Origin of the sequence: Streptomyces sp. NRRL S-646, assembly GCF_000720765.1 — a bacterium.
Taxonomy (GTDB): domain Bacteria; phylum Actinomycetota; class Actinomycetes; order Streptomycetales; family Streptomycetaceae; genus Streptomyces.
Window position 1 is genome coordinate 12537 of the sequence record NZ_JODC01000036.1, and the last position, 15292, is coordinate 27828.

8 protein-coding genes and 1 pseudogene are annotated in these 15292 nt (G+C 70.8%); 8 read left to right on the plus strand and 1 reads right to left on the minus strand.

Annotation, left to right across the window (positions count from 1 at the left end):
• The first annotated feature begins 27 nt into the window (after positions 1-27).
• The 3 genes from IH68_RS0146550 (at position 28) to IH68_RS0146560 (ending at position 8888) form a co-directional block, all read left to right on the plus strand.
• Positions 28-5721, plus strand: a complete 5694-nt coding sequence (locus IH68_RS0146550; RefSeq protein WP_267883795.1) for an SDR family oxidoreductase — start codon at positions 28-30, stop codon at positions 5719-5721.
• Positions 5722-5757: 36 nt separating this feature from the next.
• Entirely contained in the window at positions 5758-7614 is a 1857-nt protein-coding gene (locus IH68_RS0146555; protein WP_051834092.1) for an acyl-CoA dehydrogenase, read from the plus strand.
• Positions 7615-8045: 431 nt separating this feature from the next.
• The gene (locus IH68_RS0146560; RefSeq protein ID WP_030949275.1) at positions 8046-8888 is read left to right on the plus strand and encodes an SDR family NAD(P)-dependent oxidoreductase; all 843 of its coding nucleotides are present in this window, start codon (positions 8046-8048) and stop codon (positions 8886-8888) included.
• A 121-nt stretch (positions 8889-9009) separates the two neighbouring features.
• Here IH68_RS0146560 and IH68_RS59605 read toward each other — a convergent pair.
• Positions 9010-9143: pseudogene (locus IH68_RS59605) on the minus strand (IS630 family transposase); the annotation flags it as partial.
• Positions 9144-9226: 83 nt separating this feature from the next.
• Here IH68_RS59605 and IH68_RS57510 point away from each other — a divergent pair.
• The 5 genes from IH68_RS57510 (at position 9227) to IH68_RS0146585 (ending at position 15263) form a co-directional block, all read left to right on the plus strand.
• Positions 9227-9808 carry a hypothetical protein gene (locus tag IH68_RS57510; RefSeq protein WP_030949277.1) on the plus strand — a complete coding sequence of 194 codons (582 nt, stop codon included), beginning with the start codon at positions 9227-9229 and terminating at the stop codon, positions 9806-9808.
• 499 nt (positions 9809-10307) lie between these two features.
• Positions 10308-12089, plus strand: coding sequence for a 1-deoxy-D-xylulose-5-phosphate synthase (locus IH68_RS0146570; protein ID WP_030949280.1), 1782 nt, complete (start codon positions 10308-10310; stop codon positions 12087-12089).
• Positions 12089-13219: a flavodoxin-dependent (E)-4-hydroxy-3-methylbut-2-enyl-diphosphate synthase gene (gene ispG / locus IH68_RS0146575; protein WP_030949284.1), complete on the plus strand. Its 1131-nt coding sequence runs from the start codon at positions 12089-12091 to the stop codon at positions 13217-13219. The genes IH68_RS0146570 and ispG overlap by 1 nt, the downstream gene beginning before the upstream one ends.
• On the plus strand, positions 13216-14307 hold the full coding sequence (locus tag IH68_RS0146580) for a polyprenyl synthetase family protein (protein ID WP_030949287.1): 1092 nt from the start codon (positions 13216-13218) through the stop codon (positions 14305-14307). Before ispG ends, IH68_RS0146580 begins: the two co-directional genes overlap by 4 nt.
• Positions 14304-15263, plus strand: a complete 960-nt coding sequence (locus tag IH68_RS0146585; RefSeq protein ID WP_078912928.1) for a 4-hydroxy-3-methylbut-2-enyl diphosphate reductase — start codon at positions 14304-14306, stop codon at positions 15261-15263. Before IH68_RS0146580 ends, IH68_RS0146585 begins: the two co-directional genes overlap by 4 nt.
• Positions 15264-15292 lie beyond the last annotated feature (29 nt).

A 15292-nucleotide genomic window follows, 5' to 3' on the forward strand; every position in this document is an offset into this window, starting at 1 on the left:
GGTCCGGGGGACCTCACTGGGAAGGTCGTGCTGGTCACAGGTGGGGCGCGGGGCGTGGGGGAGGCGATCAGCCGCGCGTTTGCCGCCCGGGGCGCCCACGTCGTCGTCAACTACTTCCATTCGCGGCAAGAGGCGCCCGCGCTGCTGGAGAGCATCCTCGCCGCTGGCGGCTCGGCTGAGTTGCTCCGTGCCTCTGTCGCCGTCCGGGCGCAGGTGGAGGACATGTTCAACCAGGTCAGGGCACGACATGGCGGCCTGGACATTCTCGTCAACAACGCGGGGGCCGGGGCTCTGGGGTCTGTCGATGAGATCGACGACCGCTACTGGGAACGAGCCTGGACCGCCGATCTGCGAGGCAGCCTGTGGTGCGCGCAGCAGGCAGCCCGGCTGATGGACTCCCGGGGCGGTGGGGCGATCGTCAACGTCTCCTCCATCGGCGGTGGTTCGCTCGTGATGCACGGCTTCAGTGCCTGCGGTACGGCCAAGGCGGCCGTGGAGGCTCTGACCCGCTATCTGGCGGTGGAGTACGCGTCGCGCGGCATCCGGGTCAACACCGCGACGTGCGGGGTGCTAGAGAGCCCCGTCGTGGACGGTTTCCCCGAGGCGGAGCGGTTCAAGGACCGAGTCCGGGAGGCGACACCGCTCGGCGAGCGGCTCGGGCGGGCGGAGGAGGTGGCGGAGGTGGTCGCCTTCCTCGCCTCACCGGCGGCCTCGTGGGTCACTGGACAGAATCTCCTCGCCGACGGCGGCCTGTCGCTGGGCGCGATGCTGTTGGCTCCTGGGCCGGACAAGGGGACCGGCGCGCAAACGGGGACCGGCGCGGCCCGGACCGCCGCACCCTCCATCCAGGCCGCGCCTGCCGCCGGTTCAGCAGTTCCACACGGAGAAGCGGACCACGCCCGCCAGTCGGAGCGGGCCCCTCACCCAGCCTTGGGCCTCCCAGGGACGGAGGCAGAGGACGCGGCTCCCGCCGCTGAACCGCTTCCCGCACCCGCGTCGGCCCCGGCCAAGGCCCCGGCCCCCACTCCGGATCCCGGCCCCGCCCCTGGCATCGAGCCGGACGCCGAAGCCGTCATCGCCATCGTCGGCATGGCAGCCGTTGTCCCGGGCGCGAACTCACCCGACGAACTGCGCCGGGTACTGGACGGTGAGCACCATACGTTCGGCCGGCCCGGCCGATTCGACGCCGACGCGTTCTACTCGCCCGACCCTGCGGCCGAGGACCGGTCCTACACTCGCGAATCCGGTTTCATCACCGGTTTCGTCCCACACCCAGCCCTGCAGGCCGAGCTCGAACGCGACACCTTGCCGAGCCGCGAGGACACCACTCTCTGGCTGCGGCACGGGCTGCACACGGCGTTGGACGGAGTGGCCCGCTCTCCGGCCGACCGCTACTTCGCCGCGTTCGGGTTCACCGCCGACGGCAGCCAGGAACTGGAGGAGCACCTGGTGCGCTCCGGCTATCAACGGCTGTTGGCGGACGCGGCGGCGGAAGGCGACAGCGGCACGCTGCGGGCCGCCCTGGCGGATCACTACGGTCGGGGCGGAACGCCGGCGGCCGAGTGCCTGCCGCACCGCATCGGCCGTAACGCCGTCTCCGGAATCCTCCCCGACGCCACCGAAATGGTCATGGTGGACACCGCCTGCTCCTCCTCGCTCTACAGCATCGATCTGGCCGTCAAGGCGCTGCGCGAAGGGGCATGCTCGATCGCGGTGAGCGGCGGGGCCTTCGGCTACACGGCACGCAACGTCGTGCTGTTCTCCAAACTCAGCGGACTCTCCCGGTCCGGTGACGTCAGGTCGTTCGACCGCAACGCCAGTGGTGTCCTGTTCTCCGACGGCGCCGGGGTACTCGTCCTCAAACGCCTGGATCGGGCCCAGGCCGACGGCGACCGGATCCTCGGAGTCGTCGATGGCATCGGGCTCTCGTGCGACGGCAAGGGGAAGGCCATCTACGCGCCCAACCAGGCGGGCCAGGAGATCGCGCTGCGCCGCGCGTACGCCGACAGCCCGTCGGGACCGGAGTCCGTCTCCTGGGTGATCGCGCACGCCACCGGCACCCAAGCCGGTGACAGCACCGAACTCGCCGGCCTGCACCGAGTCGCCGGGCAGGGACCGCCCGCCCTGCTCTCGTCGAACAAGGCGATCGTCGGCCACGCCGGCTGGGCCGCGGGTGCCGTCTCGGTGGTCCAGGCCCTGACCGGACTCGCCCACGGCACCGTCAGCGCCCAGCGCTATCTGCGCGAACCCCTGCCCATCCTGGACGGCAGCCGGTTCACCCCGCCGACGCGGCCCACCGCGCTGCCAGGCGCCCAGCCGCACACCGTCGCGGTCAACGCCTTCGGTTTCGGCGGCACCAACGCCCATCTCGTCATCGGTCAGAAGGCCACGGGCCGCCGCTCGCGCGCAGCGCTGCACACCGACCGCACGGTGGTCGTGGGAACGTCGTACGACCTGCCGGGCGATGCGGACTCCGGAGCCGTCACAGCCTGGCTGCGCGGGACAGGGCCCGCCCCGGAAGGCGGCTTCGGTGACGACTACCCGTTGCCGAGGTTCGCCGAGGTGCCGATTCCTCCGCCGACGCTGCGCAACATGGACCGCACCCAGATCATGCTGCTGCGCGCCTATCACCGACTGCCCGACCCCGTACGCCAGGTCTGCAACCGACTTCACGACACAACCGGCGTGATCGCGGGACACATGGGGCCGACCCGGCAAGCGATTCACTACGCGCTGCGCTGCTATCTGGGCGACCTGGAGAACACGATCGGCTCAGGCCCCGAATTCACACAAATATCCAAAAAGGCAAGGGAGTTGGTGCCACCCAGCACCGAGGACTCCTTCCCCGGCATCATGCCCAACATCATCTCGGCCCGGCTGGCGGCGCTGTGCGACTTCCACGGGCTGAGTACGACGATCGACACCGGCCCCGACGCGGCATCCGACGCACTGCGGACCGCCGAGCGCCATCTGCGGCACGGCAGTCTCGATCTCGCGGTGGTGGCCGGGGTCAACGGCAACTCCACCCCCGAACTCGTCGAAGCCCTGGCCACCTCCGCCCAACTGACCGAGGGCGCCTTTCTGCTCGTCCTTGCCCGCGAGTCCACCGCCCGCGAACACGGTCTGCCGATCCTGACCAAGCTGCGCACGACGACCGGCAGGCCCGACCCGTCGACCCGTCCGTCCTGCCGTGTGCCCCTCGCCGACTCCGGCCGTAGTTATCTGGGCGCGGACGCCATGACCGCCGTCTTCGCGCACCTCGCCGCCCCGCCCGGGCGGACGACGATCGGCAGCGCAGCTGACTGGGGCACGCAGCTCCATCTCGACAGCACCGACTCCGCCATGCCTGAGCCCTCCACTCCGGCGCTCGAACACTCACGGCCCGAGGACCCGGTGGCCGAACCTCCGCCGGTGTGGCGGATGGCCCGCCGGCTCGCCCCTGCGGCACCTCGCTCCGTGCGCGAGGCGCTTGCGGCAGTGCCGACGGACAGCATTCTTCTGGTGCCCGACCGTGGCCTTCTCGACGGGGTTCCCCTCCCCGGCACCACCACAGTCGTTCAGGCTCCGCCTCCGTCCGCGCCGGGAACGCCGCTCCCCGCCCCCGCCTCGCTCGCGGCCCTCCTGCCCACGGGGGAGCGCGGCCACGTCCGGGTGGTCGCGGACCTGGCCGCCACCCGCACCTCGCCGGACGACCTGACCGCGGTGCACCGGCTGCGCATCTTGCACGACCTGGCCTTCCTCGCCGCGCAGCGATGGCATGGCGGCACAGGCGACTCGTACGGGATCCTGCTGCTCGATGCCGTACGGGAAGGTGTGGTTCATCCGTCCGCGGGACCGTTCACGGGCTTGGTCAAGAGCCTGGCCCGGGAGGCACCAGACGCGGCGGCCTTCGCGGTCCTGACCGACGAGCGGGACACGAAGCGGGGGCTGGCACTTCTTTCCGAGGAGTCCGGCCGTCACCAGGATCTCTCGGTGTCCGTCCACCTCGGAGGCGAACGCCACGCCTACACGCTGGGCTTCGCCGAACCCCGAGCGGCCTTACGGCCCTCTCTGGGCAGGGACAGCGTCGTGGTGGCTGTCGGCGGAGGCCGGGGCATCACCGCGGAGCTGCTGACAGCCCTGGCCGGTGAGATCGGCGGCCCACGGACCTATGTGCTGGGCCGAACACCACCTTCCCCGACTGCCACCGTGGTCTCCCGTGCCGACTTCCTCGCCGCCGAGCGCACCCGCCGTCCGGAGGCCGGCCTGGCCGAACTCATCACCGAACACCATCGCTTGAGGGCGGCCGCCGAGACCCGGCGCACCGTCCAGCGCCTCGCTGCGCTCTGCGGAGGCGACCGGGTCACCCACCTCGCCTGCGATGTGACGGATCCGGCGGCCGTGCAGGCCGCGATGGACAGCGTCCACCGCGCGCATGATCGGATCGACCTGCTGATCAACGCCTCCGGGGTGCACCAGGGCGGCCTAGTACGCACCGCCTCGCTCGAACGGGTCCGCCGGGTCCGCGACACCAAGATCCTCGGCTATCTCAACCTCCACCGTGCTCTCGTGGGCCGCCCTCCCACGAGGTGGCACAACATCGGCTCGCTGCTTGCGGTACTCGGCTGGCCCGGTGAGGCGGACTACTGCTCCGGCAACGAGCTCCTCAACTGCACGTCCCGCTGGGCCCGTTCGTTCTCCGGCGTGGCCGAGACCACTCTGGCGATGGCGCTGTGGGACGAGTCCGGTTTCGCCGCCGAGCCGGTGATGCGCGATCTGCTGCGTCGCCAGGCAGCCCTGTCGGGGGTCTCCGATCACGACGGTGTCCGGCTCTACCTCGACGAACTGGCCTCCCACGACCCCGACGCCGAGGTCGTCTACCTCGGCAAGCCGGAATACGCGCTGGTCGTCCCGTCGGCGCTGCGGAAAACGGCCGATGGTTCTCTGTCCTTCCGCCCTGATGTATCCGGCGACGACGGCCATCTGCGCCACCACCTCCTGCACGGCGAACCCGTCGCCCCCGCCGCTTTGATCGCCGCGCTCGCCTGCGAGGCCGTACGCGCCGCGAACACCGGACGAGTGGTCACCGCCCTGCGCGACCTGGCGTTCCGGCTGCCGTTACGAGCCGAACCGCCGACCGGCCATCAGTTACGGGCTGGCACCGACGGCACCGTACGCATCGTCAGCGCGCTGCGGCCTCCGGGAGGCCAAGCTGTCGTAGGCGAGCGGCTTCACGCCACACTCACGGCCGAGCTCGCGAACCGGCAGCCCCCTGCTCCGTCGGCCGTGCCCCCCGGGCCGGACGGGGGACTTCCCGTCGTACCCCCTTGGTACCGAGAAGGAGGCGGACCGCTGTTTCTGAGCGGTCCCTACGCGTCGCTCGACCAGGTACGCGTCATCGGGCGACAGGCCACGGCCCGTTTCGCTCCCCGGCTCGATACGTGGGAGGCGAGCTTCTCGCGACCCGGGCTCCCGGTGCTCCTTCTGGACGCGGCCATCCAGCTCCTCTTCCTTCTTCAGGAAGTCGACCCCGGCGCGCCGACGCCGCACACCGTGAGCGCCGCGCCGGTCGGCATCGATCGGGTCGAGCTGTTCACGGACCGCCCAGACGCCGCACTGCTCGCTGCGCACGGCGACGCGATCTCTCTGGTGGCTGACGCCGAATCCGCATCGGCCGACGCGCTCGCGCCGGACGGCACTGTCCTACTGCGCGTCACCGAACTGACCGTACGCCCCGCCTGATCCCCAACCGTACCTGCCCACAAGGAGATTGCCGAGATGCTCCTCGCGTCCCTCTCCCCTGCCGCACGCGACGAGATACAGCGGCTCCTGTACGGCCCCTGTGAGCCCTCCTTCGTCTCCGCCCTGCACAAGGCACTCGCCGCCGGAGGCCGGCCGGACGCCTCGGCGGCCGGCACCGGCAGGGGCGAGCAGCTGCTACGCCGCCTGGGCGCGTTGGGTGAGGTGCTGCCCTCGGGCCACGACCCCTTCGTCGACCCCGCACGGCTGGCTGCCGCGCAAGCCTGGGCGGCGGTCGCCGACCCTCCGCTGTGCCTGGCAGCCCTGGTCCACCACGTGCTCTGCCGGGGTTCCATGGCGCACCTTTCCGACGAACCCGACCGTCTGGCCCCCGAGATGGCGGCGCTGAGGGCCGGGCGGGCCAAGGGCGTGTACCTGATCACCGAGGCGGGCCAGGCGAACAGCCACCTCGCCACCCGGACCCGTGCCGTGTTCGATCCGGTCGGCGGAGGGTTCGTCCTGCACACACCCGATCCGGATGCCGCCAAGTTCGCCAGCGCGGGAACACTGGACGTCCCGCAGACGGGCGTTGTTCTCGCCCGTCTCTTCACCGGGGAAACCGACCGCGGGGTCTTCGCCTTCGTGGTCCCGCTCACCCATGACAAGGGTCTGCTGCCCGGCATCGAAGTGTCCTCGCCGATCGGCCTGGGCGCCCTGCCCCTCGACTACGTCCAAGTACGGTTCCACCACGTCCGGGTGCCCTACGCCCACTGGCTCTCCGACGGTGCCCGCATCGGCGGTGACGGCGCGTTCCACGATCCCGCCGGGTCGCCCGAGCAGCGCCTGCAGCGCACCCTGCGTGTGGGACAGGGCCTGTGGGCGTGCATGCCGGCGATCGCTGCGGCCACCTCCCGGCAGTCCGCCGTGCAGGCCGTCAACTACGCGCGCCAACGGCGCACTCAGGGACGGCTGGCCCCCGGCGTGCCCCTGCTCTCCTACCGGGCCCAGCAGCGCGTGGTCCTGGGTGCCCTGGCCGACGCGTTCGCCCTTACCTGCGCAGCACACGGTGCACGAGAGGTGTGGACCCAATCCCTCTCAGCCCCCGCGCCGGCGGAGAGCGGCGAGGCGATGAGCTTCACTCCATGGGCCGCCGTCAGCCGGCCGCTGGCCGCGTACAAGGCCGTCGCCGTGCGCATGGCCGCCCGTGTCACCGCCGACTGCCAACACCGCTGCGGCGTCTCCGGGCACCTGGACATGAACAGGCTCGCCGCGTATCACGGATTCCACCACGCCTTCGACGCGGCCGGCGGCGACAGCCAGCTCATCCTCTACGACATCGGCCGCGCCCTCGTCGAACAGGGACCCGTCGCCGCGGAGCCCGACCCGCCGCCCCTCGACCCGCCGGTCACCTCGCCCCGGTGGTGGTCAGCGGTCCTGCGTCGGCACCAGGAGGAGCTGACGCGTCGCCTGGCCCGTCGGCGCGACGCGGGTGCCGCGACCCCGTTCGACGCGTGGAACCCGCTGCTGGAGGAGGCCGGTCTGCTCGGGGGGACATATGCGACGCGGCTCGTGGCCCAGGACCTGGCCCAGACGCTGGACGAAACGCAGGACCGCACCCTCGCCCAGGCCCTCGCACCACTGGCCGCCCTGCACGGCGTCACGTCCGCCCACCGCTGGGCCGGACCGCTGCTCACTCTCGGAACGCTCCGACCGCAGGACGTCGAAGCCCTGCCCGCCGTTGCCGACCGGCTGTGCGACGCGGTACTGCCGCACCTGCCGCTGCTGACGGAAGCCTTCTCCCACCCCGACGACATCGCGGCGGCACCCCTGACAGCCACGGACTACAACGCCGCCCTGGAGACCACGCTGACCTGGACGCGAGCGGAGACGGCATGACCGGCCGCCGCATCGGAGCCCTCGGCACGGCACCACCCGCCGCCCACCGTCCGCACCGACGCGGCCGTGGCGCGAGCCCGGAGTCACCGCCCAGTGGATCGGCGAACTACCGGCGTACTCAAACGCCACGTGGCCGCCTCGAGGAGGCTGCCTCGGACCTGGCCTTCCAAACACTCCCCTCGCCGGCAGGAGCCGCGAGCACCGACGTCACCGACGTGGGCGTGCTGGTCTTCGCTGCCTTCACCCCCGCCGCACTCGGACAGGCCGACGTGGCGTATGCGCTCTGCCCGCCGCCCGGCGAACGCCCTCATGGCGATGTTCGGCGCCGGCATGACCTGAGGCAGCGCGCTGCCTACCTGGAGCGGAGCGCGCGATCCCCCCTGTCTTCCTCGCATCCCTTCTTTTCGATTCGTCGTAAGAAAGGCCCTTCGATGAACGCTGTCGACCTGTTCCGCCTGAACGGCGCACGGGCGCTGGTGACCGGCGCCTCCCGAGGCATCGGCAAGGCCGTCGCCAAGGGCCTCGCCGACGCGGGCTGCGACCTGGCCGTCGCCGCCCGCACCCTGCCCGCCCTCGACGGTACCGTTCGGGAGTTGGAAGACCGGGGCCGGAAAGCCGTCGCCCTCGACGGCGACCTCGACGTACCAGGTACCGCCGCCGACCTGGTCGACCGGGCCGTCGCCGCACTGGGCGGCCTCGACGTCATCGTGCACAACGCGGGCACCCTGCCAACGGCGCAGGACGGCACCCCACTGATGGCACCGCTGCAACAGACAGTCCAACAGGACTGGGACACGGTCATCGCCATCAACCTCAATGCCACGGCCGCACTGTGCCGGGCCGCTCACCCACACCTGGCCGACTCGGACCGCGCCAGCCTGATCCTGATGTCCTCCGTCGCCGGACTCGTCGGCACCCCCATGATGGAGGCGTACGCCGCCACCAAGGCCGGCCAGCTCTCCCTCACCCGCAGCCTCGCGGTCGGCTGGGCACGCCAGGGAATCCGCGTCAACGCCGTGTGCCCCGGCTGGACCCGTACGGACCTGACAGCTTTCGCCAGCGAGGCCGGCCCCGTGTCGGACTGGCTCACCAGCCATGTCCCGCTCGGCCGGTGGGCCACCGCCGACGAGATGGTTGGCGCGACGCTCTTCCTCGCCTCCCCGGCCTCGTCGTTCGTGACCGGGCACGCGCTGGTCGTCGACGGTGGGCTCGCGGTACCAGACAGCGGCCTCGCCGGCCACCCCAAGCCGCCTTCCCCCTTCGCCGCCACCTGACCTGGCACTTGAGGACAGGACTCCCCCGAGGCTGCGAGTGCCACATCAAGCAACGTTCGCCCCGTCCTACCGGACAGATCCGCGACAGGTAGCCGTCGGATGCGGTGCGCGTAGTCTCGCTGCCGCCGCGTCCGCTCCACTGGCAGCCGGGGTGGGGCTGGAGATTGAGGGGCCGAACTCGTCCGTGCAGAAGACGACTTCTGGCTCGCCGTCCTCGGGTGTGACCTCGCCGTCGGCGATGGCGTAGAACTCCTCACCATTGCCTGCCTGCTGGCCGGCAACATCCCCTCGATCCAGGACGCGACCCGGCTGACCGGCACCGCCTTCAGCGGCACACCGTGTCCACGTTCCCCGCCGAACTCACCTGCCGCAGCGACTGCGCCGGTGGGCTGCACGTACTGCTCCTGCTGGCCGAGCACCTCGATGTGCACGGCTCCCCCATCAACTACGGCCGCCGCCGCGCCCTGTTCACCACCCGGCCCCGCTTCATCGACCCGCAGACGTGGCTGGACCTGCACATGCGACCGCGCGCGGCCCCGGCCCTCGACGCCCGGCACGCCCAGCGCTGGATCTTCCAGACCCTGACCGGATCACCCCTGCGCCTCGCGCACCCCGCCATCGCGCCGGCCACCCGCTCACAACACGGCCAGCACCAGCGCTTTCGCTGGCGGATCCTGCCCACCGACCACGAACTGCTCCACCACACCGCCCGCACTCTGCTGGACGAACACGGCATCGACGAACCCGTCCAATGCTCTCCACAATTGCCCGCGCGTGCACTGCGCCATCTCGTACTCCCACGGCCCGCCTCCACCGATCGAGTCAGAAACCGACGAGACCGTCCTGCCCACCGAACTCACTGCATAGCCTCGAAACGAGATCACCGAGTGGCCGTCGATACACCACTCCAGCGGACGTGACCGCGTATGCCGGGCGCCGGTTCCCACCCCCTGCGTCCTGGGCACACCCCCTATGAAGCCGCGCGCACGGGCCGGGAGCCGACCTGTGCGGAAGAGTCCGCAGGGTGCCGGTGGTGCCAGCTGCTGCGGCCCGGGTGACCGCGCCGGCCTCGCGATCACCCCACCGGCACCGGGAGCACCACGGCATGCGGCTCGCTCGCCACGCCGTGCGGGCACTGAGGCCCCGCATCCGCGTTTCACAAATTCACTAAGTTGCGGCTTGTGCGACCTATTCACGGCTTCCACGCCTGGCTCGGCGGGGTGAGGCGGTGCTGAACTGACCTTTCGCCGCGGCGTGTTGGCGTGAGGCCGACTCAGCAGGGGCCTGCTTCGCCGTGCCCGTGCCGTACTGCTTGCCGCTCCATCAGGCGGAAGGACCAGCCGAATGGCGCACCTACCGGCCCCACCCACTCGCGCAGAAGTCTCCTGCCCATTCCCGGATCCGGTGCAGCTGAAGGGCATGTCCGAGCCGGAGCTCCGCCGGCTCGCGACCCGGCTGCGGTCGTTTCTGATCGAGCACGTGTGCACGACGGGCGGGCACCTGGGCCCGAATCTGGGCGCGGTGGAAGTGACCCTCGCCCTGCACCGGGTCTTCGACTCACCGCGCGACAACCTGATCTTCGATACCGGCCATCAGGCGTACGTGCACAAGCTGCTGACCGGCCGTGCCGGGCGGTTCGCCTCGCTGCGGCAGGCCGGCGGCCTGTCGGGATACCCCTCGCGGGCCGAGTCCGTGCACGACCTGGTGGAGAACTCGCACGCCTCCACCGCCCTGTCCTACGCCGACGGCCTGGCCAAAGCCCGGCAGCTGGCCGGAGAACAGGAGCGGGCGGTGGTCGCGGTCGTCGGCGACGGCGCGTTGACCGGCGGCATGGCGTGGGAGGCGCTGAACAACCTGGGCGCCGCTCAGGACCGGCCGGTGATCGTGGTGCTCAACGACAACGGCCGCTCCTACGAACCGACCACCGGGGCCCTGGCAGTACACCTGCACACGCTCAAGTCCGGAAAGGACGCGGCTGCGTGCCAAAACCTGTTCACCGACCTCGGCTTCCGCTACTTCGGGCCCGTCGACGGGCACAGCACCGGGGCGGTCGAGGAAGTGCTGCGGCGGGCCCGAACCATCGACCGACCGGTGCTGGTGCAGGTGGTGACCGTCAAGGGCAAGGGGTACACCCCGGCCGAGGAAGACGAGGCGGACTGTCTCCACGCCGTCGGCACCGTGGACCCGGCCACCGGACGCTCCCGCAGCGACGGCCTGCCGTCCTGGACCGCGGTGTTCGGCCGGGCCCTTTGCGAACTCGCCGCCGAGCGGCCCGACCTGGTGGCGATCACCGCGGCCATGCTGCGGCCCACCGGCCTGCACCCGATGCAGCAACGTTTCCCCGAGCGGGTCTTCGACGTCGGCATCGCCGAGCAGCACGCGGTCACCTCGGCGGCAGGTCTGGCGATGGGCGGCCTGCACCCGGTGGTCGCGGTCTACGCGACGTTCCTGAACCGGGCCTTCGACCAGGTACTGATGGACGTCGGCCTGCACCGGCTGCCGGTCACCTTCGTCCTGGACCGGGCCGGCATCACCGGCCCGGACGGGCCCTCCCACCACGGCATGTGGGACCTGTCGCTGCTCTCCATGGTGCCGGGCATGCGGGTGGCCGCCCCGCGGGATGCCGCACGCTTGGAGGAGCTGCTGGGTGAGGCCGTCGCCCACGACCAGGGGCCCACCACGCTACGGATCCCGAAGGCCACGGCATCGCGGGACATCGCGGCGCTGGCGCGGATGGACGGGATCGACATCCTGCACCGCAGCCCGCACCGCCCCCTGGAGGTACTGCTCGTCGGGGCCGGCCCGCTGGCCGGGGCGGCTCTGGACGCGGCGGCCTTGCTGGAGGAACAGGGCATCGGGACCACGGTCGCCGACCCCAGGTGGGTACTGCCGGTCAACCCCGCACTGGCCGCGTTGGCGGCCCGTCACCGCCTCGCGGTCACAGTTGAGGACAACTCCCGCACCAGCGGCGTGGGTTCGGCCATCGCCCAGGCATGCCGCGACGCCCGCGTGGACACGCCGGTCACCGTGCTGGGCCTGCCCCGGGCCTTCATCCCCCACGGCCCGCGAAACGACCTACTCGCCCAGGCGGGACTGGACGCTGCCGGCATCGCCCGATCCGTACGAGCGCTGATCACGGATCCCGCCGCCGGCTTCCCCTCCGCACGCCCTGTCCTCTCCCATCCTGCCCGGAGGCCCTGATGACGGCCATCGACATCGGCCTGCCCGCCCTGCCCGCGCGGACGCCGGTGCGCCGCCGCACACGGCAGATCCGTGTCGGCGATGTCCCCGTCGGCGGCGGCGCACCCATCAGCGTGCAGACCATGACCACCACGCTCACCGCGGACGTGGACGCCACCTTGCGGCAGATCGCCGAAGTCACCGCGGCCGGCTGCGACATCGTCCGTATCGCGGTCCCCTCCCAGGACGACGCCGACGCCCTGCCCGCCATCACCGCCAAGTCACCGATCCCGGTCATCGCCGACATCCACTTCCAGCCCCGCTACGTCTTCGCCGCCCTCGACGCCGGCTGCGCGGGCGTGCGCGTCAATCCCGGCAACATCAAGAAGTTCGACGACAAGGTCGGTGAGATCGCCAAGGCTGCTGGTGCCGCCGGGGTACCGATCCGCATCGGCGTCAACGCCGGATCCCTCGACCCCCGCCTGCTGGCCAAGTACGGATCCGTGACGCCCGAGGCGCTCGTCGAATCCGCACTGTGGGAGGCATCCCTCTTCGAGGAACACGGCTTCACCGACCTCAAGATCGCCGTCAAGCACCACGACCCGGTGGTAATGATCGCCGCCAACCGGCTGCTCGCCGAACGCTGCGACTACCCCCTGCACCTCGGCGTCACCGAGGCCGGCCCCGCCTTCCAGGGCGCCATCAAGTCCGCGGTCGCCTTCGGGATCCTCCTGGCGGAGGGCATCGGGGACACCATCCGGGTCTCGCTGTCCACGTCGCCGGTGGAGCAGGTGAAGGCAGGCTGCCACATCCTGTCCTCCCTCGGCCTACGTCCACGGAAACTGGAGATCGTCTCCTGCCCCGGCTGCGGCCGCCTCCAAGTAGACATCCACCGCCTCGCCAGCCAGGTCGAAGCGGCCTTCGACGGCTTCCCCCACCCCCTGCGCATCGCCGTCATGGGCTGCGTCGTCAACGGCCCCGGGGAATCCCGCGAAGCCGACCTCGGCGTCTCCTGCGGCAACGGCAAAGGCCAGATCTACCGCCACGGCCAGGTCATCAAGACCGTCCCCGAATCCAACATCGTCGAAGCACTCCTCGACGAAGCCCTCCACCTCACCAGCGACCTTCCCACGGAAGGCGATCAGGCATGACCCTCGCACCACCCCCCACAGGCGAAGTCGACCTGCCCCAAGCCCGCGACCGCGCTGAGACGATCCTGACCCAATTCCTGGAGCGCAAGCAGGCCGACGCCGCCACGCACCGGCTACCCACCGAACTCCCCGAAGCCCTGACGGACTTCCTCACGGCAGGCGGCAAGCGGCTTCGTCCCGTGCTGTGTGTGCTCGGCTGGCACGCCGCCGGCGGTACCGCGCCCCCACCCCGCCCGGTGCTCCAAGTGGCAGCCGCCCTGGAGATGTTCCACGCCTTCTGCCTCGTCCACGACGACGTCATGGACGCCTCCGCCACCCGCCGCGGCAAGCCCACCGTGCACCGGGCCTTCGCCGACCGCCACGCCGTAGACCACTCGCGGCCGGTTGCCGACCGGTTCGGCACCAGCGCCGCCATCCTCGTCGGCGACTTCGCCCTGGCCTGGACCGACGAACTCATCCACACCGCCGGCCTCACCGCAGACCAACTGGCGCGATTGCTACCTGTACTGGACGCCATGCGCGACGAGGTCCTGTACGGCCAGTACCTCGACGTTGCGGCCGGCGGGCAGCCCACGGACGACGTCGAACGGGCCCAGACAATCATCCGCTACAAGACCGCCAAGTACACCTGCGAGCGACCGCTGCACATCGGCGCCGCCCTCGCCGGAGCACCTGGGCCGCTGCTGGACGAACTGTCCGCCTACGCCCTCCCCCTGGGTGAAGCCTTCCAGCTCCGCGACGACCTCCTCGGCGTCTTCGGCGACCCGCACATCACCGGAAAGTCCCGCCTGGACGACTTGCGCGAAGGCAAGCACACCCTGCTCACCGCCCTCGCCCTGCGCGACGCCGCACCCCCACACCGGAACCTTCTGCACCGGCTGCTGGGCAGCCCCGCCCTGACCGAGGCGGAGGCCGCGCAGATCCGCAGCATCCTCACCGTCACCGGCGCCCGCGCCCACGTCGAAGAACTCATCGAACAGCGCCGTCACGCCGTGCTCCACACCTTGGACTCGGCCGCCCTCGTCAACCCCCACGTCATCGCGCACCTGCGCCACTTGGCGGACACCGCCACCCGGAGGACCTCGTGACTACGAAAGGCAAACGCGTGCTGCTGGCAACCCCTCGCGGCTTCTGCGCCGGCGTCGTCCGCGCCATCCAAGCCGTGGAGAAAGCCTTGGAGGTCTACGGGGCGCCGGTCTACGTCCGCCATGAGATCGTCCACAACACGCACGTCGTCAAGACACTTGAGAAGAAGGGCGCGATCTTCGTCGACGAGACGGCCGAGGTCCCCGAGGGCTCCCTCGTGCTGTTCTCCGCCCACGGCGTCGCCCCGACCGTTCACGCCGACGCCGCCGCGCGCGACCTGACGACCATCGACGCGACCTGCCCGCTCGTCACCAAGGTCCACAACGAAGCCGTCCGCTACGCGCGTGAGGACTACGACATCCTCCTGATCGGCCACGACGGCCACGAGGAAGTCATCGGCACCCTGGGTGAAGCACCCGACCACATCACCCTCGTCGACGGCCCGGGCGACGTCGAGCGCGTCGAAGTCCGTGATCCAGACAAGGTCGTCTGGCTCTCCCAGACCACGCTCTCAGTCGACGAGACGATGCAGACGGTCGACGCTCTGAAGACCAAGTTCCCCAACCTGCTCTCCCCGCCGAGCGACGACATCTGCTACGCCACCCAGAACCGCCAGCTCGCGGTGAAGCAGATGGGTGCCGAAGCCGACCTCGTCATCGTCGTCGGCTCCCGCAACTCCTCCAACTCCCAGCGTCTGGTCGAAGTCGCCAAACAAGCCGGCGCCCAGGACGCGTACCTGGTCGACACCGCCGGGGAGATCGACGCCGCGTGGCTGGACGATGTGGCGACAGTAGGTGTCACATCCGGCGCGTCCGTGCCCGAGGTGCTCGTCGAACAGGTACTTGACCGGCTTGCCGTCCACGGCTATCAGGACGTTGCGCTGCTCAACGTTGCGGACGAGAGCCAGCACTTCGCCCTTCCCCGCGAACTGCATCGAAACACGGTGAGGCGGTCATGACGCACTCGGCCAAAGCGCGAGCGCACGGG